This is a genomic window from Gordonia sp. CPCC 206044 (genome assembly GCF_048537895.1).
Lineage (GTDB): Bacteria > Actinomycetota > Actinomycetes > Mycobacteriales > Mycobacteriaceae > Gordonia.
On record NZ_JBCLVL010000005.1, the window covers coordinates 39,618 to 59,801 of the forward strand.

Genomic DNA, 20,184 nt, shown 5'->3' on the forward strand with positions numbered 1-20,184 from the left:
CACGCGTTGCGGAGTTCGCAGAGACTGTTCGCATGACGCTAGAGGACACCGAGCAGACGGTCGCAGGAATCGTGTTGGCGGGAGGCCGCTCCCGCCGTATGGGCCGCGACAAGGCCGCCATGGACTGGGCCGGTGAACCGATGCTGGCCCGGGTGGTGCGGGTGGTGGGAGAGCGGTGCACGCCGGTGCTGGTGGTGGCCGCCGAGGAATCCGCCGCGTACCGCTCGCTCTACGGCACCGGCGGGCCGCCTGCCGTCTGGGTGACCGACGAGCAGCCGGGCGCCGGTCCGCTCGGCGGTCTCGCCGTCGGACTGGCACACGCCGCGCAGGCGGGTGCCCGATGGGCGTTCGTGTGCGCCACCGACATGCCCCTGATCGAGGCCGGGCTCATCGACGAACTGCTCCGCGGGGTGACCGCGTCCGCGCAGGCGGTGATCGTGAACGACGCCGAGCGCGACCACCCGATGGCGGGTCTCTACCGCACCGATGCGGCCGACGTCATCGCCGGACTGACGGCGACCGGCGAGCGGCGGATGATGGCCGCGCTCGATGCACTCGCGACCTATCGGGTGTCGGTGAGCAACCCGGAATGGCTGACCAATGTGAACGCCCCCGAGGACCTGCACCGGCTGCACGTGTGACGTGGTGCGCCCGCCGAGGGGACCGACACGCGGGGCGTGACAACGACAGGCGCGACGTTTCCTAAGATTGTGGGGTGAGCACACCCGACCCCACCCGCGAACTGCCGAAGTCCTGGGATCCCGCCGAGCACGAGGCTCGGCTCTATCAGCGTTGGGTGGATGCCGGCTATTTCACCGCCGACGCGTCGAGCGAGAAGCCTGCGTTCTCCATCGTCATCCCGCCGCCCAACGTCAACGGCTCGCTGCACATGGGGCACGCCTACGAGCACGTACTGATGGATGCGCTGTCTCGTCGGCGCCGGATGCAGGGCTACGAGGTGCTCTGGCTGCCCGGTATGGATCATGCCGCGATCGCCATGCAGACCATGGTCGAGCGCAAGCTCGCCGCGGAGGGCCTCACCCGCGATGACCTCGGCCGCGAGGCGTTCATCGAGCGCGTGTGGGCGGAGAAGGCCGAGATCGGCGACAACATCGGCGAGCAGATGCGTCGCCTCGGTGACGGCGTCGACTGGACGCGCGAGCGGTTCACCATGGACGACGGACTGTCGCGTGCCGTGCAGACCGTCTTCAAGAAGATGTACGACGACGGACTGATCTATCGCGCCGAACGTCTCGTCAACTGGTCGCCGGTGCTCAAGACCGCCATCAGCGACATCGAGGTCAGCTACGCCGACGTCGAGGGTGAACTCGTGAGCTTCCGGTACGGCAGCCTCGACGATGGGCAACCGCACATCGTCGTGGCCACCACCCGTGTCGAGACCATGCTCGGCGACACCGCGATCGCGGTGCATCCCGACGACGAGCGTTACGCCGCGCTCATCGGTACCGAACTCGACCACCCATTCGTCGACCGCAAGATCCCGGTCATCGCAGACGACTATGTGGACCCCGAATTCGGAAGTGGCGCAGTCAAGATCACGCCGGCCCACGACCCCAACGACTTCGCCATCGGGCAGCGGCACGACCTCCCGATGCCGACGATCATGGACGACGAGGCCCGGATCGCGGACACCGGCACCGAGTTCGACGGAATGGACCGCTTCGAGGCCAGGGTCAAGGTGCGTGAGGCGCTGGCCGCCCAGGGGCGCATCGTCAAGGAGGTCCGTCCGTACCTGCACAGCGTCGGGCATTCCGAGCGGACCGGCGAGCCGATCGAACCGCGCCTGTCGATGCAGTGGTGGGTTCGCGTCGAATCGCTCGCGAAGTCCGCAGGCGACGCGGTCCGCAACGGTGACACGGTGATCCATCCGACGTCGATGGAGTCACGCTGGTTCGGCTGGGTCGACAACATGTACGACTGGTGTATCTCCCGGCAGCTGTGGTGGGGACATCGCATCCCGATCTGGTACGGCCCCGACGGCGACATCGTGTGCGTGGGACCCGACGAACAGGCGCCCGAGGGCTACGTCCAGGAGACCGACGTCCTCGACACGTGGTTCTCGTCGGGATTGTGGCCGTTCTCCACCCTGGGGTGGCCGGAGCAGACGGCCGAGCTCGAGAAGTTCTATCCCACTTCGGTTCTGGTCACCGGCTACGACATCCTGTTCTTCTGGGTGGCCCGCATGATGATGTTCGGGACCTCGATGGGCCCGCAGGTCGACGACCAGCCGCAGGTGCCCTTCCACAACCTGTTCCTGCACGGGTTGGTCCGTGACGAACACGGCCGGAAGATGTCGAAGTCCAAGGGCAACGGCATCGATCCGCTCGATTGGGTCGAGCGTTTCGGCGCCGATGCGCTGCGCTTCACACTCGCGCGCGGGGCGAACCCGGGCAGTGACATCTCGGTCGGCGAGGACCATGCGCAGTCGTCGCGCAACTTCGCGACCAAGCTGTACAACGCCACCAAGTTCGCGATGATGAACGGCGCCGACGCAACCGGCGAGCTGCCCGACCGGGACACGCTCACCGAGGCCGACCGCTGGATCCTGGATCGGCTCGACCAGGTGTTGGCCGATGCAGATGCGGGTTTCGAGGCCTACGAGTTCTCCAAGGCATGTGAGTCCCTGTACCACTTCGCCTGGGACGAGGTCTGCGACTGGTATCTCGAGCTGGCCAAGGTCCAGTTCGCCGAGAATGACGAGAATCGTTCGCGGGCAACATCTCTGGTCCTCGGCGAGGTGTTGGACAAATTGCTGCGGCTGCTGCATCCGGTGATGCCGTTCGTGACCGAGGTGCTCTGGCAGGCGCTGACCGGTGAGGAGTCGGTGGTGATCGCGCCGTGGCCGCAGGTGCAGTCCGCCGACGCCGATCCGGTGGCGGCCCGCCACATCGACGACCTGCAACGCCTGATCACCGAGGTGCGCCGATTCCGCAGCGATCAGGGGCTGCGACCCGGACAGCGGGTGGCGGCCGAGATCGACGGCCTCGACGTCGCGGGTCTCGAGCGGTCGCGGCCCTACCTGGACTCGCTCGCGCGACTCGAGGGTGCCGGCGACGACTTCGCGGCCACCGCGACCATCGATGTCCGTCTCTCGGCGGCCACCGTGACGGTGCGCATCGACACGTCCGGCACCGTCGACGTCGCGGCCGAACGCAAGCGGCTCGCCAAGGATCTCGCCGCCGCGGAGAAGGAACTGTCGTCGACGACCGCCAAGCTGGGCAACGAGCAGTTCCTGTCCAAGGCGCCCGATCATGTCGTCGCGAAGATCCGTGAGCGCCAACGTGTGGCGACCGAGGAAGCCGAGCGCATCGGCGCCGCGCTGAATGCCCTGGGCGGATCATGAGTCCGCGCGAGTACGGGCACGGCAGCGCCGACGACGAGGACGCCGACGAGCTCGACCGCGATCATCTCGGTGACGACGCACTCGACCGCGACGAGATCGCGGTCGACCCGCTCGGGTCCGCGCCGTTGCCCACCGACCTTGGGTCGCTGCTCGCCGGTCGTGGTGGCGCCCCCGACGAGCTGTACGCCGACGACGAGTCCGCAGACGACGAGCCGGTGGACGATGATGTGCCGGGATCGGCGTCATCGTCCGGCGTCGCGCACGATGACGCCGCGACCCTCGCCGAACTGGCCGAGGTCGAGGCGGAACTCGACACCCGGTGGCCGGAGACGAAGATCGAACCGTCGCTGACCCGGATCTCGGCGTTGATGGATCTGCTCGGATCGCCACAGCACAGCTATCCCGCCATCCACATCGCGGGCACCAACGGCAAGACGTCGGTGACCCGGATGATCGACGCGCTGCTCATCGCCCTGCATCGGCGCACCGGACGCATCACCAGCCCGCACCTGCAGCGGGTCACCGAACGCATCTCGGTGGACGGCCGTCCGATCGGCGCCCGCACCTACATCGACACCTATCGCGAGCTCGAGCCCTACATCACGATGATCGACGACTCGTCGACGGCCGCAGGCGGTCCGCGGATGAGCAAGTTCGAGGTCCTCATCGCGATGTCGTACGCGGTCTTCGCCGAAGCGCCCGTCGACGTGGCGGTCGTCGAGACCGGGATGGGTGGCCGCTGGGACGCGACCAATGTGATCGACGCGACCGTCGCGGTGATCACGCCGATCGCGATGGACCATGCCGACTATCTCGGCGACACATTGTCGGCGATCGCGTCCGAGAAGGCCGGGATCATCAAGAAGGGCAGCGCCGACGAACTGGTCCCGGTTGACCCGGTCACCGTCATCGCCACGCAGGAACCCGAGGTGATGGACGTCCTGCTCCGACAGACCGTCGAAGCCGAGACCATCGTGGCGCGACAGAACTCCGAGTTCGCCGTGCTCGAGTCGGTCATCGCCGTCGGTGGGCAGATGCTGCGGCTGCAAGGTCTCGGTGGTGTCTACGACGAGGTGTACCTGCCCTTGCACGGCGCCCATCAGGCGGCCAATGCTGCGCTGGCGCTGGCCGCGGTCGAGGCGTTCTTCGGCGCCGGGGCCGACCGCCAACTCGACATCGAGGCAGTCCGCGAAGGGTTTTCGTCGGTGGCCAGCCCGGGACGTCTGGAGCGGGTGCGTGGTGCGCCGACCGTCTTCATCGACGCCGCGCACAACCCGCACGGGGCGACCGCGCTCGCGCAGGCACTCGCCGAGGAGTTCGACTTTCGTCGGCTCGTGGGTGTCATCGGCATGCTCGGTGACAAGGATGCCGAAGGTTTCCTGGAGGCGGTGGAACCCGTCTTCGACACCGTCGTGTTGACGAACAACGGTTCGCCTCGGGCGTTGGAGACCGAGCGCCTCGCCGAGATCGCGCTGCCGATCTTCGGGGAGGATCGGGTGGTGCTCCAGCCGTTCCTGCCCGACGCGGTCGAGACCGCCATCGGACTGGCCGAGGAGTCCGACGGCGAGCCCGTATCCGGTGCGGGTGTCGTGATCACCGGTTCGGTGGTCACCGCGGGCGCCGCCCGCACCCTGTTCGGCAAGGAGCCAACATGAGCGAGCCCGTCCGTTTCAGTCCGCCCGCCACCGACCCGTGGAAGGGTTTGCGCGGGGTGATGGCAGGGACTCTCGTCCTCGAGGTCATCGTCTTGTTCCTGGCCTTTCCGATCATCGCGAAGATCGGTTCCGGCATCACCTGGCTGTCCGGCGGATACCTGGGCATCGTCATCCTCGCCCACATCGTGGCGGCCGGATTGCAGGGTCGTTCGTATGCGCTCAAGCTCGATCTGGCCCTGCAGGTGCTGGTGATCGTCGGGGGACTGTTCCAGTGGTCGATCGCCGTCGTCGGCGTGATCTTCGGCTGTGTCTGGGTCTACATCGCCTACATCAAGCGCGACGTGGCCGCCCGGATCGAGAAGGGCATGTTGCCCGGACAGGTACCGCTCGACCACTGACCTGGCGGTTTCGTGAACGGACAACCCGACTTCGTCGCCTGCAACAGGTGTTGCCCGACTGTGACCCGCAAATCCTCGCTTTTGCGTGCGCGGGACTGTGAGAATGTCGGGGCCGGGGGGCGAGCCGTCGTGTGCGGAGTTCCCCCTGTCCGGTGTCCAACTCCCGTGACGTGAGGAAACGTTTGTCTCTCATCGCCCGCCACCGTCGGTCCGCGACGACCTGCGCCGTGGCCTTCGCTCTTCTCGCATCGCCGTTCGTCGCCGCGACGAGCGCCCATGCCGCGCCTGCGGCCCCTGCGCCCGCGGCCCCGGCCGCTCCGGCTGCGCCGATCCTGCCGGATGCCGATGCGCCGATGCCCGTTTCCGACGGCGAGTACAGCTTCATCGCCACGCACGACGTCACGCGCCGCGCCGCCACGATGAAGGCGCCAGAAGCGATCGCGTCGCTGCCGGTTCCGCAGCAGTACCGTCCGGCCAACCTCGCCCTGGCTGCGCAGTTCGATCAGGCGCTCGCGGGTGCACTCGCCGCGCCGGGTGGATGTCTGCAGGTGATCGTGGACCCGCGTGCCCGGTCGGGGAACCTGTTCAACTACGGCTTCTTCCCGGTCGCCGCCCCGTACTGCCCGTGACCGGGGACGCTAAGGTGTGCTCGTGACTGAACGGACTCTGGTACTCATCAAGCCCGACGGTGTCGGCCGCCATCTGGTCGGCGACATCATCAGCCGAATCGAACGCAAGGGCCTGACCCTGGTGGCACTCGAGCTGAAGACGGCCGACGACGAGGTCGCCCGCGGCCACTACGCCGAGCACGAGGGCAAGCCCTTCTATCCGTCGCTGTTGGAGTTCATCACCTCCGGTCCTCTGGTCGCGGCCGTGCTGGAAGGCGAACGTGCCATCGCCGCGTTCCGTCAGCTCGCCGGCGGCACGGATCCGGTCGAGAAGGCCGTGCCCGGCACCATTCGCGGCGATCTCGCACTGAGCACTCAGAACAACCTCGTGCACGGCTCGGACTCGCCGGAGTCCGCGGCCCGCGAGATCGCACTCTGGTTCCCTGACCTGGCGTCCTGAGGTTTCCCGGCGTCGCGACATCGCGACCCGGGAGCGACCCCCGTCGACCATCGCGGCCGGCATCACCACCATGGTGATGCCGGCCGTTTCACGTCGCCGGACGCCGAAACGCCGCATAGTGTGCGGCGATCATCGCGTGGTGTGGGATACTTGATCAGTTATCGGTGGCACGCTCTGTCACCGGTGACCGGATGACAGTTCCGGCGTCGGTTACCCCCGATGCCCGTCTTCCCCATCGAGGTTCGAGCGTCGACGGCGGCCGAACGGTCGACCCCGACCCGCGACCTGATGGTGTGGAAGACGCGGCCGGATCTGGTCATCAACATGCAAGGCGCCGTCTCGCGACCGGAGATCACAGGTCGCAGCGACGGCGCGAAGACCATATAACACCGGTCCAGCAGCGACCGGGACACAAGAATTGAGGCCCTCGCGTGGCCGCGTCAGCCCGACGCGCCCGGGGGCTCGAGGAGATTGAGTGACCGACAACGGGTCGCCGACTGACGCGAACGCAGCGTCCGAATCGGCGGAGGAGTTCGACTTTCCGAGCAGGCTTCGTGTTCATGCCTTGGCCAGGTCCCTGGGCCTGACGAGCCGACAGGTGCTGGCACACCTGGCCGAACTGGGCATCGAGACGCGCAGCCCCCAATCCAGCATCGACCGTGAGGTCGCCCTGACCGTCGCCGCGCGAGTGCGTGCGCACGTCGAGGTCGACGAGACAGAGGTCGAGGCCGTCGAGGATGCGGCCGACAGCGCGGGTCCGTCGGCGGCCGTCGCGTCGGCCCCGGCTGCCGAGGTCCCCGCGCCGGCCTCCGAGGTACCGGCACCGGCGGTCGAGAGCGCGGCCGAGCCGGTTGCGGCTGTCGACGTGCCCACCGACACCCCGCAGGCGTCGGAGGTGTCGACCGAATCGGCCCCGGTGGCCGAATCCGCCGTCGTGGAGACCGCCACAGACAAGCCGTCCGAGAGCGCGGTCGCGCAGGACGAGACGGCGACCGTCGCGGCCCCCGACGACACCACTGCGGCCGACACCGCTGCGGCCGACACCACTGCGGCTGATACCACTGCGGCTGATACCACTGCGGTCGACACGGCGGCCGAGGCCACCTCGACCGACACCATCCCGGCCGACACCACTGCGGCCGACACTGTGGCCGAGGACACCTCGACCGACACGGCAGCGGTCGAGGCCACCCCGGCCGTCGCCACCGACGACTCGACGGCCGCGAAGAGCGACGCGGCCGCCGAGGACACCGCAGGCGATCGAGCTGCGGTCGAACGTGACGGCAACACCGAGGCCCCGACGTTGTTCTCGGCCGTCGAACAAACCCAGCATCACCCGGTTCGGCACTCGGCCGAGGCGTTCGACACCGCTCCGCTGTTCCTGCAGCCGCAGCCCGTCGAAGCCCCGCAGCGCACGCCGAAACCGACCCGTGACGCCGACGCCGAGGCCACCGCAGACGAGCGCGGCGCCGATCACGACCAGGACGATGACTCGAACGGCGACGGCGAGCGCACCGCCCGTCGGCGGCGTCGCGGACGTCGTGGACGCGGCCGTGGCCGCGGCGATCAGAACGACGCGAACGGCACCGACGAGACCTCGTCGTCCGGCGCGGACTCGTCGGACGAATCCGCGGAACGCGAGACCGACGACTCCGACAACGCGCGGCCGTCGGGCAAGAAGAACCGCAAGACCAAGCGCACCTCCTCGGACGAGGAGACGGCAGACGATTCCGACAGCGCATCAGCCGCCTCCGACGAGAGCGACGACTCCGGCGCCGACGACGATGAGCAGGGTTCGTCGAAACGGCGTCGTCGGCGGCGTCGTCGCAAGGGTGGTTCGGACGGTGACGAGAGCTCGCCCGATGATCCGCCGAACACCGTCGTGCACGAGCGTGAGCCGCGCAGCAAGCGGGCCCGCGACGAGGTCCAGGGGATCTCCGGGTCGACGCGGCTCGAGGCCAAGCGTCAGCGTCGGCGCGACGGCCGGGACGCCGGACGTCGGCGCCCGCCGATCCTGAGCGAGTCCGAGTTCCTGGCCCGGCGTGAGGCCGTGGACCGGGTGATGGTCGTCCGGGAGCGCAGCGCGAACAGCAAGATCGTCGTCGACGGCGCTCACGAGTCGACGGCCCCGGTGGAGGACTACACGCAGATCGCGGTCCTCGAGGACGGCGTCCTCGTGGAGCACTTCGTCACCACCGAGACATCGTCGTCGATGGTCGGGAACATCTACCTCGGCCGGGTCCAGAACGTCCTGCCCGGCATGGAGGCCGCCTTCGTCGACATCGGACGCGGGCGCAACGGTGTGCTGTACGCCGGTGAGGTCAACTGGGACGCCGCCGGTCTCGACGGCGGGTCCCGCAAGATCGAGCAGGCGCTCAAGCCCGGCGACAACGTGCTCGTCCAGGTGAGCAAGGACCCGGTCGGACACAAGGGTGCCCGACTGACCACGCAGATCTCCCTTGCCGGCCGCTACCTCGTTTACGTGCCCGGCGGGACGTCGACCGGTATCAGTCGCAAACTGCCCGACGTCGAGCGCAAGCGGCTCAAGAGCATCCTCGGCAAGCTCGTCCCCGACGATGCGGGCGTGATCATCCGCACCGCGTCGGAGGGCGTCAGCGCCGAAGACCTCGGTGCGGACATCGAGCGGCTCGAGAAGAAGTGGAAGGACATCGACGCCGCGGTCGGCAAGACCAAGGGCGGCAACGGGTCGGCGCCGCAGGCGCTCTACGAGGAGCCCGATCTCCTCGTCCGGGTGGTCCGTGACCTGTTCAACGAGGACTTCAAGAAGCTGGTCGTCGAGGGCGGCCGCGCCTGGGATCTCGTCGAGCGTTACGTCAGCACGGTGGCACCCGACCTGATGGACCGGATCGAACGATTCGAGAAGGCCCATGCCGACGCACCCGATTCGTTCGTCGTGCACCGGATCGACGAGCAGTTGGCCAAGGCGCTCGACCGCAAGGTGTGGTTGCCGTCCGGCGGCACGCTCATCATCGAGCACACCGAGGCGATGACCGTCATCGACGTCAACACGGGCAAGTTCACCGGCTCGGGAGGCAATCTCGAGGAGACGGTGACGCGTAACAACCTCGAGGCCGCCGAGGAGATCGTGCGCCAGATGCGGTTGCGCGATATCGGCGGCATGATCATCGTCGACTTCATCGACATGGTCCTCGAGTCGAATCGGGATCTGGTCCTGCGACGCCTCACCGAGGCGTTGGCGCGCGACCGCACCCGGCATCAGGTGTCCGAGGTGACCTCGCTCGGCCTCGTCCAGATGACCCGCAAGCGGCTCGGCACCGGGCTCCTCGAGGCGTTCTCGACCACCTGCACCCACTGCGGTGGCCGCGGGATCATCGTGCACTCGAGTCCGGTCGAGGTGCGTTCGGACGATGCAGGTCGTTCCGACGGCGGAGGGTCGGGCAAGAAGTCCCGGCGTGGCCGTCGCAAGAGCGAGGCGGCCGCCGAGCCACAGAAGCCCGCTCACAATCCCGCCGAGCACCCCATGTTCCGGGCGATGGCCGCGCATGCGCACGAGGACATGCCCGACGGTGCCGTGGACGCCTCGTCCGAGGACGGTGCGCACGCACGCTCGGGGACCGAGGTGACAGCCGGGGACACGTCGCCGGTCGAGGACCGCCCCAAGCGGTCCGACGATGCGCGCGACACCGGCACGGACAAGGTCAGCACCGAGGCGGCCGACGGTTCGGCCACCCAGAGGTCGGACACCCAGCGCTCGGACGAACCCGTCGCTGTGAAGACAGGTCGGGCGGGAAAGCCTGCCACGACCAAGGCCGACAATTCCGCCAAGACCGACGCTGCGACGACCGACGCCGGGAAATCCGAGGACACCGCGGAGGCGGGCACCGCGGAGCAGGCCGGATCGGCGGCCGAGGCCACCGCCACACCGGAGACGGACGGGAAGCCGGAGACGGCAGCCACACCGGAGCGGGAGCCGGACGCCACGGCGACACCGGGGACATCGGAGAAGGCGGCGCCCAAACGCCGACGTCGAGTGGTTCGGCAGGCGGCGGCACCACCGACCGCGTCGGAACCGGTGGTGGTGACGGCGGATGCCGCATCGACATCGGGGCCGCTGACGACCTTCGGCCCGACGGGTGGGACCTCGGATGCCACCGTCGCGGTGCGTCGACGTCCGCGCCGTCGGACCGCCGGACGACCGGCGGGCCCGCCGCCGGCCGACGAGTGATCACGGTGACCGCGGCGCGCGGATCGGGTAAGGTGCACGAGTTTGACCCGACCGGCGGCGGTCCCGTAATCTTGGTTGGTCGCCTTCGGCGGAGGGTCAGCGCTGTGCCCGGAACCAGGTCCACCCTGGGGGATTGGCGAGCAGTTGCCGAAACCCGCCGGCAGGCCTCTGGTGTGATCCGTAGCGCCCCCCGTCCTGCGCGGGGATGCGGCGCGGAGATCAGCAGGACAAGCACCACCCACACACCCCGGTGCGGATACCAGCGCCGTGGGTCCGACAGACGAGTTAAAGAGGACAGCTTCGATGGCAACGTACGCGATCGTCAAGACCGGCGGTAAGCAGTACAAGGTCGCTGAGGGCGACATTGTGAAGGTCGAGAAGATCGACAGCGAGCCCGGCAGCACCGTGAGCCTGCCGGTGGCGTTGGTCGTCGACGGCGCGAGCCTCACCACCGATGCGGACAAGCTCGCCAAGATCTCGGTGACCGGCGAGGTCGTCGAGCACGTCAAGGGCCCCAAGATCCGCATCCACAAGTTCAAGAACAAGACCGGCTACCACAAGCGCCAGGGTCACCGTCAGAAGCTGACGGTCCTCAAGGTCACCGGTATCAAGTAACTCGATTCCCGCACGTACCCAGGAGGACTGCAGAGATGGCACACAAGAAGGGCGCGTCCAGCTCGCGCAACGGTCGTGATTCCAATGCCCAGCGACTGGGTGTGAAGCGTTTCGGTGGACAGAGGGTCAGCGCAGGCGAGATCCTGATCCGCCAGCGCGGCACCAAGTTCCACCCGGGCGTCAACGTCGGTCGCGGTGGCGACGACACCCTGTTCGCCCTGGCTGCCGGCTCGGTCGAGTTCGGCACCAAGCGTGGCCGCAAGACGGTGAACATCGTCCCGGAGACCGCCTCGGTCTGACCGGGCGCCGGGAAGCGGGCCCTCAGACGGGCCCGACGGCACACAGCTCTACACAGGGCGGGCAGGGTCATCGAGTACCCGGCCCGCCCTGTTTTCGTTTTTCCAGAGAGGAAGTAGCCCGATGTCCCGCTTCGTCGACCGCGTGACCATCCATGTCGCGGCTGGCAACGGCGGCCATGGCTGTTCGTCGGTGCACCGAGAGAAGTTCAAACCGCTCGGTGGACCCGATGGCGGTGACGGCGGCAACGGCGGCTCGGTGCGCCTGGTGGTCGACCCCCAGGTACACACATTGCTGGACTTCCACTTCCGTCCCCATGCCAAGGCGTCCAACGGCAAGCCCGGGATGGGCGACAACCGTGACGGCGCCACCGGCGAGGATCTGGTTCTGAAGGTCCCCGACGGCACCGTGGTCCTCGACGGGGCCGGTCGGATTCTCGCCGACCTCGTGGGGGAGGGCACCACGTTCGAGGCGGCCCAGGGCGGACGAGGCGGCCTGGGTAACGCTGCCTTGGCGTCCAAGGCTCGCAAGGCTCCCGGCTTCGCCCTGTTGGGCGAAGAGGGTCAGCATCGCGATCTGGTCCTCGAGTTGAAGTCCGTCGCCGACGTGGGTCTCGTCGGGTTCCCCTCGGCCGGGAAATCCTCACTGGTGTCGGTGCTCTCGGCAGCCAAACCCAAGATCGCCGACTATCCGTTCACCACCCTGGCGCCCAATCTCGGTGTGGTGCAGACGGCGGGCGACGTGTTCACCATCGCGGACGTGCCCGGCCTGATCCCCGGTGCATCGACCGGCCGCGGACTGGGCCTCGACTTCTTGCGCCATCTCGAGCGCTGCGCGGTCCTCGCACACGTCGTCGACTGCGCGACACTGGAACCCGGACGCGATCCGATCTCCGACATCGACGCCCTCGAGGCCGAACTCGCGGCGTACGAGCCTGCCCTCGATGCCGACCACGGATTGGGTGAGCTGGCGTCGCGGCCTCGCATCATCATCCTCAACAAGATCGACGTCCCGGATGCCGCCGAACTCGCGGATCTGGTGGAACCGGAACTGGCCCAACGTGGTTGGCCGATCTTCCGGATCTCTGCAGTTGCCCATCAAGGGCTGCGGGAACTCACCTTCGCGCTCGCCGAGATGGTCGCGTCCTACCGGGAGAGTCACCCGAAGCCGCTGCCGCGGCGACAGATCATCCGTCCCAAGGCGGTCGACGAGGCCGAGTTCTCGGTGTCGCCGGATCCCGAGGTGGCCGGCGGTTTCATCGTCCGCGGCACCCGCCCCGAGCGCTGGATCGCCCAGACCCAGTTCGACAACGACGAGGCGGTGGGCTATCTCGCCGATCGACTCAATCGTCTGGGTGTGGAGGACGAACTCGTCCGGCTCGGTGCGACCCCGGGGGCCTCGGTCACCATCGGTGAGGTCACGTTCGACTGGGAGCCGTCCACCCCGATGGGTGACGACGTGCCGATCACGGGTCGCGGCACCGACATCCGACTCGATCGCAACGATCGCGTGGGCGCGGCCGAGCGCAAACAGGCTCGGCGGCTGCGGCGTGGTCGATCCGCCGACGAGGACGAGGACACGATGTGAGCGACGTGCGTGAGCAGATCGCACGCGCGCGCAGCATCGTCGTCAAGATCGGGTCGTCTGCGCTGACCGACCTGCACGACGGACTCGACCGGCAGCGTCTCGACCGCCTCGCGGATGCCCTCGAGGCGCGGATGCGGGCGGGCTCGGACGTGATCGTGGTGTCGTCCGGGGCCATCGGCGCCGGTCTCGCGCCGTTGGCCCTCAAGAAGCGCCCTGCGGACCTGGCGACCAAGCAGGCCGCGGCCAGCGTCGGGCAACTCGTACTCGCCCACGCCTGGGGTACGTCCTTCCACCGCTACGGGCGCACCGTCGGCCAGGTCCTGTTGACCGCTGCGGACATCTCCGATCGCGCCCATGCGGCGAATGCGCAACGGACACTGGATCGTCTGCGATCGCTCGGTGCGGTTGCGGTGGTCAACGAGAACGACACGGTCGCGACCAACGAGATCCGATTCGGCGACAACGACCGTCTGGCCGCACTCGTCGCGCATCTGGCCGGTGCCGATGCGTTGGTCCTGCTGTCCGACGTCGACGGCCTCTACGACGGGGATCCGCGCAAGGTCGATGCGCTGGGCCGCCGGGCGCGGCTGATCGACGAGGTCAACGGACCCGAGGATCTCGACGGCGTGATCGCCGGATCGGGCGGCACCCTGGGTACCGGCGGGATGGCGTCCAAGCTGGCCGCCGCGCGTTTGTCGGCCGACGCGGGGGTGCCCGTGTTGCTCGCGGCGGCGGAGCAGGCGGCTCAGGCGTTGACGGACGCATCCGTGGGCACGGTGTTCGCCGCACGCGACGAGCGTTTGTCGGCCCGTAGGTTCTGGGTCCGGCACGCCGCCGACGCCCGTGGCCAGATCGCTCTCGACGACGGCGCGGTCGCTGCGGTCGCGAGCCGTCGGCGGTCGCTGCTGGCCGCCGGCATCGTCGGGGTGACCGGTCGGTTCTCCGACGGCGACGTGGTGGAACTCGTCGATGTCGCTGGCCGGGTCCGGGCGCGCGGGGTCGCGGCCTACGACTCCGACGAGATCGCTCTCATGGTGGGTAGGCAGACGTCCGACCTGCCCGCAGACCTGCGGCGGCCGGTGGTGCACGCCGACGACCTGGTCGCCGTCTGACATCCCTTCCGCGCCGAGTGGTTATTAGGGTAACCTAACTCGATGGCGATGAATCGTGTCCACCGATGGGGATGTGCGTCGCGGCCCTGGTCGCTGTACGTGTCGCGTTGGCTGCTCCCGTGGGCACTGACCGACGTCGACCTCGGACCGACGACACTGGAGTTCGGCCCGGGGTTCGGGGCCAACATGGAGCCGCTGCTGGCCCGGACTGGCCGGTTGACGTCGGTGGAGATCGACGGATCGAGTGCACGGAGACTGCAGCGTCGATTCGGCGACCGCGCCGAGATCATCGAGGCCGATGGCACCGAATCCGGATTGCCCGACGCGAGTTTCGGCTCGGTGGTGTGCTTTTCGGTGATGCATCACGTGCCGACCGGCGACGGTCAGGATCTCCTGTTGGCCGAGGCGCATCGGATGCTCACCCCGGGAGGTGTGTTCGCCGGCAGCGACGGACTGCACTCGACGGCCTTCCGGTTGTTGCACATCGGCGACACGTACAACCCGCTCGCCACCGACGACCTGCCCGACCGGTTGTCGGCGGCAGGCTTCGTCGACGTCGAGATCGACACGGCGGCAGGCAATCAGCGGTGGAGAGCGGTCAAGCCGACTGCATGACCACCTGCGGTGGTCTTCCGTGCGCGGCCAACGCGGGCAGGACCACTGCGGCGAGATGATCGATCTTGAGATCCGCGATGTCGTCGGCGCGGGTCGCGCCGCGATTGACGATGACGAGAGGTTTGCCGGTGCGATGTGCGTGCCGGGCGAACCGCAGACCGCTCATCACCGTCAGCGACGACCCGACGACCACCAGTGCATCGGCTTCGTCGACGATGGAAAAGGCTTGTTGCACAGTCTGTTTGGGTACCGACTCGCCGAAGTACACGATGTCGGGCTTGACGATGCCGCCACAGTGCGGACAGTCGATCATGACGAAATCGGAGGTGTCCTCGATGGCTGCGTCGGCGTCGGGGGCCACCTCGATCGCGCCTCGACCGCGGACCCGAACGGCGAAATCGGCATTGAGGGCATCGAGTTCGCTCGCGAGGCGGTGTCGTGAGATCTGCCAGGCGCAGTCGAGGCAGCGCACCCGGCCGTAGCATCCGTGCAGCTCGACCACGCGACGGGTGCCGGCCTTGGTGTGCAGCATGTCCACGTTCTGGGTGATGACCCCGCAGAGTCGGTCCTGAGCCTGGAGTTCGGTCACGGCGCGGTGCGCATCGTTGGGGCGTGCGGCATCCATGTGTCGCCAGCCGAGATGATTACGCGCCCAGTAGTGACGGCGGAAGTCGGGGGAGGACAGGAACATCTCCAGCGTCATCGGCGTGCGTGCGGGGGCGCCGGGGCTGCGGTAATCGGGTATGCCGGAATCGGTCGAGATGCCCGCGCCGGTCAGGATCGCGAACCGGCGATCCGCCAGCAGGGCCCGCATCCGGCCGATCTGGTCGTCGACATCCTCGTCGACGGGAGTCGCCACCGCGGGTTCCCAGCCGATCTGTAAACGCGTACGCACCCCGTCCAGGATAGTGGACGGGGTGCGTACGTGGTTTCGTGACGACGCTGCTGCGTGGCGGTTCAGCGAGGGCAGATGTCGCTCGCTTGTGCCGCGGACGTGCAGGCGGTGCTCACACGGTGCGACGTCAGGCGTCGACGCTGTGCTTTCCGGTCGGCACGGTGACCAGCGGGTAGACGCCGTTCTCGTCGTGCACCTCGGTGCCGACCACCGGCGGGTTGAAGACGCAGAGCATACGCATCTGCGTGTCGGCGGTGACCTGGTGGTCATCGTGCTCGTTCAGCAGGTACATGGTGCCGGGAGCGAGCGGGTAGGTCTTGCCGGTGCCCTTGTCGAGCAGGGTGCCGGTGCCCTCGACGAGCCAGACCGCCTCGATGTGGTTGGCGTAGTGGAAGTTGTTCACCGAGCCGGCGTTGATGGTGGTCTCGTGGAACGAGAAGCCGACCCCGTCGCCGCCGAGCACGATGCGCTTGGACACCCAGTTGCCGAGCGGGTCCTTGACGTCCCGATCCGTGCCGGTGATTTCCTCTGTGGTGCGAACGATCATCCGATGACCTCCTTGACTGAATCGCTGATGATCTGCAGGCCGCGATCTAGATCCTCGGCCGAGATCGTCAGCGGCGGAAGGAGTTTCACAACCTCATCGGATGGGCCGGAGGTCTCCGCCAGAAGTCCCGAGCCGAACGCGGCAGCGCATACCTTACCGGCGGTCGCGGACTCCTCGAACACCAGCCCGCGGACCATGCCGCGACCACGGGTGCTGATTCCGTCGTAGCGGTCGGCGAGGCCGGAGAATGCCGTGTTGATCTGTTCACCCTTGGCCAGCACGTCCTTCTGGAGGACGTCGTCGGTCCAGTAGGTCTCGATCGCCGTGGTGGCGGTGACGAATGCCGGGTTGTTCCCACGGAAGGTGCCGTTGTGCTCACCCGGTGTCCAGACGTCGAGGTCGGGACGGAACAGGGTCAGCGCCATGGGCATTCCGTAACCGCTGATCGACTTGGACAGCGTGACGATGTCCGGCGTGATGCCTGCCTCCTCGAAGGAGAAGAAGGCGCCGGTACGCCCGCAGCCCATCTGAACGTCGTCGACGATGAGCAGGATGTCGCGACGGCGGCACAGATCCGCAAGGGCGCGAAGCCATTCCGCGCGGGCGACGTTCACGCCGCCCTCGCCCTGCACGGTCTCCACGATGACCGCGGCGGGCCGGTTGAGACCACTGCCGGAGTCGTCGAGAACGCGCTCGAACCAGGCGAAGTCCTCCATGACGCCGCCGAAGTAGTTGTCGAACGGCATGGGGGTGGCGTGGACGAGCGGGATACCCGCGCCGGCGCGCTTCATCGAGTTGCCGGTGACGGCCAGCGAGCCCAGGGTCATGCCGTGGAATGCATTGGTGAAGCTGATGATCGATTCACGGCCGGTGACCTTGCGGGCCAGCTTGAGGGCCGACTCGACGGCGTTGGTGCCGGTGGGGCCGGGGAACTGGACCTTGTAGTCCAGTCCGCGGGGTTCGAGGATGTTCTTGCTGAACGCTTCCAGGAACTGGCCCTTGGCGACGGTGGCCATGTCCAGGCCGTGGGTGATCCCGTCGTTCGAGATGTAGTCGACGAGCGCCGACTTCATCACCGGGTTGTTGTGGCCGTAGTTCAGGGCGCCGGCTCCGGCGAAGAAGTCCAGGTACTGCCGCCCGTCCTGGTCGGTCATCCAGGATCCGCTGGCGCGGGTGAACACCGCGGGCCAGCTGCGGCAATAGCTACGCACCTCGGATTCGTGCGTGGTGAAGACAGAGTCGTCCACTTGTTGATCGAGAAGTTGCATGACACTTCCTTTTCTGTTGTGACGAGCATTCGATGGCGGTGCGCAGCGGCACACGACGGTGTGGGGCACACGCCATCAGGGTTGAAAACTGTTGAACGCGTTCAGGGTTCGCGAATATCTGGCTCGAGGAGGTACAGATCCTCGGGCTCATGGGCATCTGGGAAACTGTCGGCTGCGAACAGGTCGCGGCGCTCGAAGTTCAGACCTCGCGCGGCCGCCACCGAGGCGAACAGGCGTTGCGACGCAACGTTGTCCGGGCTGATGGTCGTGTGCATCGCCACGACGCCGGAACGCTGCGTGCGATCGAGCAGTCGGTGCAGCATGGTGGCGGCGATACCGTGGCCGCGGTAGGCGTCGTCGACAGCCACCTGCCAGACCATCACCGTGGATGGATCGGTCTGACGCCGATAACCGGTGACGAATCCGACCGCGCGGCCGTCGACCTCGGCGACAATGGAGCTGGTGGAGAAATCGTGACACCACAGGACATAGGAATAACTCGAGTTGACGTCGAGAACCTTTGAGTCCGAGGCGATTTCCCAGAGTCTCGCACCGTCGTCGACGGTGGGCTGTCGATAGTCGACAGAGATGGTAGTGGTTGCTGGGGCCGTGCTTGTTTGGGACGGGCTCATGACCTTTTCGACGTTAACAACGGGTTTCTGCGATGTCATGCTCCCTTCGAAATCGGTCATCAGAAGCCCGTCTAAGCCCCTGATCAGCACCTCTTTGTGATACGGGTCACACCCGTGTCACCCGGTGTCGACCCCGTGGTAAAAGCGTCCTGCTTGGCGCGGTCGGCAGCCAAGGGCAGAATGGCCTCAAATGACCAGGATCATCGCCGGAGAATTCCGTGGACGCCGACTGAGGGTTCCCGATGAGGGAACCCGGCCCACGTCAGATCGTGTACGCGAGGCCGTCTTCAACATCATCGATGCGCGGATCGACCTCGACGGTGCCCGTGTCCTCGACCTCTACGCAGGTTCGGGCGCGCTCGGTCTCGAGGCGTTGTCACGGGGTGCCGCGAGCGCCGAGTTCGTCGATTCCCGGCGTAAGGCCACGACGGTGATCGCGGCCAACGCCCGCGCGTGTGGCGTCGAGCGCCGGGTCCGGGTGACGGCGCGGCCGGTGGCCACCCAGCTCGCAGGCGATCCCTCGGAGCTGTTCGACATCGTCTTCCTCGATCCCCCGTATGACCTGGACAACGATGCGATGTCGGCGGATCTGGCGCGAGTGGCCGCCGCGTGGGCGGCGCCGGGCGCGCTCGTGGTGGTGGAGCGGGCCATACGGGCAGCGGTCACCGAGTGGCCGATGGGGCTGCGGGTGCTGGTGAGCAAGACCTATGGGGACACACGAGTGGAGGTGGCCGGACATGACTGACCGTACGGGCGGACCGATGCGCATCGGAGAACTCGAGGTGGCTCTGCCCATCGTGTGTGCACCGATGGCCGGCGGACCGACGACACCGGCACTCGTCGCCGGTGTGGGCAAGGCAGGAGGGCTCGGCATGCTGGCCGCCGGATACCTCGGCCCGGAGGTTCTCGACGGTCTCGCCACCGAGGTCGAGGCGCTGACCGATCGGCCCTACGGCGTCAACCTCTTCGTGTCCGGTCCGCAGTCGCCCGCAGGCCCCGACGGTGGGTCCGCGGTGGCGGACTATCGCGCAGAGATCGACCCCGACGCGCGCCGATTCGACGTCGCCCTCGGCGAGCCCCGCTACACCGACGAGTTCGTCGATGACAAGTTGGAGGTGCTCTCGACTCACCGGCCCGCGGTGGTGAGCTTCACTTTCGGTGATCCGGGTGCCGCGGTGGTGCGTCGCGTGCACGAGACCCTCGGCGTCCCCGTCGCCGTCACGGTCACCTCGATCGAGGAGGCGCGGACCGCGCTCTCGTCGGGAGCCGATGCGCTCGTCGCCCAGGGCATCGAGGCGGGCGGACACCGGGGGATCTGGGTCGACGATCCCACGGTCGAGGCCGGTGGTCCCCGGACCCCGACCGTCGAGTTGGTGCGCCGCATCGTCGCCGAGGTCGACGTGCCGGTGCTGGCCGCCGGTGGCATCGGTGACGGTGCCGCGATCCGTGCAGTCTGTACCCAGGGCGCGGTGGGGGCCCAGCTCGGTACCGCGTTCCTGTGCAGCGACGAGGCGGGCACGTCGGATGCCTATCGTCGGGCGTTGCTCAAGCGCTCGTACGTGGACACCGTGGTGACCCGTGCCTTCTCCGGTCGGTCCGCGCGATCGTTGCGCAACGGATTCGCGGCCCGTCATGTTCGCGCGCCTGCGGCGTACCCATATGTCCATCACCTGACGAAGCCGCTGCGCGCCGCAGCGGCGGCCGCCGGCGATTCCGACCACATCAACCTGTGGGCGGGGACCGCCTGGCGATCGGTGACCACCGGTCCGGTCGCGGCGATCATGGCCCGACTGACAGCAGAACTGCTCGACGAACCCTGACCGACTCCGACTCCTGGCCGACGCGCCGCAGAGAACCGCGATCCGCGGAACCTGTGAGCAACGATGTGTGCCGCTACATCCGCGGGTGTCTGGAGCGTCCGCAA

The 20,184-nt window shown here is 67.8% G+C and carries 18 protein-coding genes; 14 read left to right on the plus strand and 4 right to left on the minus strand.

Annotated elements, in window-relative coordinates:
• The first annotated feature begins 32 nt into the window (after positions 1-32).
• From mobA to AAFP35_RS08880, 12 genes are all read left to right on the plus strand, one after another.
• Entirely contained in the window at positions 33-641 is a 609-nt protein-coding gene (gene mobA, locus AAFP35_RS08825; protein ID WP_419221199.1) for a molybdenum cofactor guanylyltransferase, read from the plus strand.
• Positions 642-715: 74 nt separating this feature from the next.
• Positions 716-3,364, plus strand: a complete 2,649-nt coding sequence (locus AAFP35_RS08830; RefSeq protein ID WP_419221200.1) for a valine--tRNA ligase — start codon at positions 716-718, stop codon at positions 3,362-3,364.
• Positions 3,361-5,019, plus strand: coding sequence for a bifunctional tetrahydrofolate synthase/dihydrofolate synthase (folC, locus tag AAFP35_RS08835; RefSeq protein WP_419221201.1), 1,659 nt, complete (start codon positions 3,361-3,363; stop codon positions 5,017-5,019). Before AAFP35_RS08830 ends, folC begins: the two co-directional genes overlap by 4 nt.
• On the plus strand, positions 5,016-5,417 hold the full coding sequence (locus AAFP35_RS08840) for a DUF4233 domain-containing protein (protein WP_419221202.1): 402 nt from the start codon (positions 5,016-5,018) through the stop codon (positions 5,415-5,417). The genes folC and AAFP35_RS08840 overlap by 4 nt, the downstream gene beginning before the upstream one ends.
• 182 nt (positions 5,418-5,599) lie before the next feature.
• On the plus strand, positions 5,600-6,046 hold the full coding sequence (locus AAFP35_RS08845; RefSeq protein WP_419221203.1) for a hypothetical protein: 447 nt from the start codon (positions 5,600-5,602) through the stop codon (positions 6,044-6,046).
• Positions 6,047-6,068: 22 nt separating this feature from the next.
• Positions 6,069-6,485, plus strand: a complete 417-nt coding sequence (ndk, locus tag AAFP35_RS08850; RefSeq protein ID WP_419221204.1) for a nucleoside-diphosphate kinase — start codon at positions 6,069-6,071, stop codon at positions 6,483-6,485.
• Positions 6,486-6,960: 475 nt separating this feature from the next.
• A complete protein-coding gene (locus AAFP35_RS08855; RefSeq protein WP_419221205.1) occupies positions 6,961-10,692 on the plus strand; it encodes a translation initiation factor IF-2 N-terminal domain-containing protein in 3,732 nt (1,243 codons plus the stop codon).
• A gap of 303 nt (positions 10,693-10,995) precedes the next feature.
• Positions 10,996-11,307 carry a 50S ribosomal protein L21 gene (gene rplU / locus AAFP35_RS08860; protein ID WP_419221206.1) on the plus strand — a complete coding sequence of 104 codons (312 nt, stop codon included), beginning with the start codon at positions 10,996-10,998 and terminating at the stop codon, positions 11,305-11,307.
• Positions 11,308-11,342: 35 nt separating this feature from the next.
• Positions 11,343-11,606, plus strand: coding sequence for a 50S ribosomal protein L27 (rpmA, locus tag AAFP35_RS08865; protein ID WP_419221207.1), 264 nt, complete (start codon positions 11,343-11,345; stop codon positions 11,604-11,606).
• A 121-nt stretch (positions 11,607-11,727) separates the two neighbouring features.
• A complete protein-coding gene (gene obgE / locus AAFP35_RS08870) occupies positions 11,728-13,191 on the plus strand; it encodes a GTPase ObgE (RefSeq protein ID WP_419221208.1) in 1,464 nt (487 codons plus the stop codon).
• Positions 13,188-14,303 carry a glutamate 5-kinase gene (proB, locus tag AAFP35_RS08875; protein ID WP_419221209.1) on the plus strand — a complete coding sequence of 372 codons (1,116 nt, stop codon included), beginning with the start codon at positions 13,188-13,190 and terminating at the stop codon, positions 14,301-14,303. Before obgE ends, proB begins: the two co-directional genes overlap by 4 nt.
• 42 nt (positions 14,304-14,345) lie before the next feature.
• Positions 14,346-14,918, plus strand: coding sequence for a class I SAM-dependent methyltransferase (locus AAFP35_RS08880; protein WP_419221210.1), 573 nt, complete (start codon positions 14,346-14,348; stop codon positions 14,916-14,918).
• Here AAFP35_RS08880 and AAFP35_RS08885 read toward each other — a convergent pair.
• From AAFP35_RS08885 to ectA, 4 genes are all read right to left on the minus strand, one after another.
• Entirely contained in the window at positions 14,902-15,813 is a 912-nt protein-coding gene (locus tag AAFP35_RS08885) for a Sir2 family NAD-dependent protein deacetylase (RefSeq protein ID WP_419221211.1), read from the minus strand. The genes AAFP35_RS08880 and AAFP35_RS08885 overlap by 17 nt on opposite strands.
• Before the next feature lie 127 nt (positions 15,814-15,940).
• On the minus strand, positions 15,941-16,360 hold the full coding sequence (locus tag AAFP35_RS08890) for an ectoine synthase (RefSeq protein WP_419221212.1): 420 nt from the start codon (positions 16,358-16,360) through the stop codon (positions 15,941-15,943).
• Positions 16,357-17,628, minus strand: a complete 1,272-nt coding sequence (gene ectB / locus AAFP35_RS08895; RefSeq protein WP_419221213.1) for a diaminobutyrate--2-oxoglutarate transaminase — start codon at positions 17,626-17,628, stop codon at positions 16,357-16,359. Before ectB ends, AAFP35_RS08890 begins: the two co-directional genes overlap by 4 nt.
• A gap of 101 nt (positions 17,629-17,729) precedes the next feature.
• Complete coding sequence (gene ectA / locus AAFP35_RS08900; protein WP_419221553.1) at positions 17,730-18,260, minus strand: diaminobutyrate acetyltransferase; 531 nt, start codon at positions 18,258-18,260, stop codon at positions 17,730-17,732.
• 190 nt (positions 18,261-18,450) lie between these two features.
• Between ectA and rsmD the strand changes: the two genes are divergently transcribed.
• Both rsmD and AAFP35_RS08910 read left to right on the plus strand, forming a co-directional pair.
• Positions 18,451-19,005: a 16S rRNA (guanine(966)-N(2))-methyltransferase RsmD gene (gene rsmD, locus AAFP35_RS08905; protein WP_419221214.1), complete on the plus strand. Its 555-nt coding sequence runs from the start codon at positions 18,451-18,453 to the stop codon at positions 19,003-19,005.
• Complete coding sequence (locus AAFP35_RS08910) at positions 18,998-20,080, plus strand: NAD(P)H-dependent flavin oxidoreductase (RefSeq protein WP_419221215.1); 1,083 nt, start codon at positions 18,998-19,000, stop codon at positions 20,078-20,080. The genes rsmD and AAFP35_RS08910 overlap by 8 nt, the downstream gene beginning before the upstream one ends.
• Positions 20,081-20,184 lie beyond the last annotated feature (104 nt).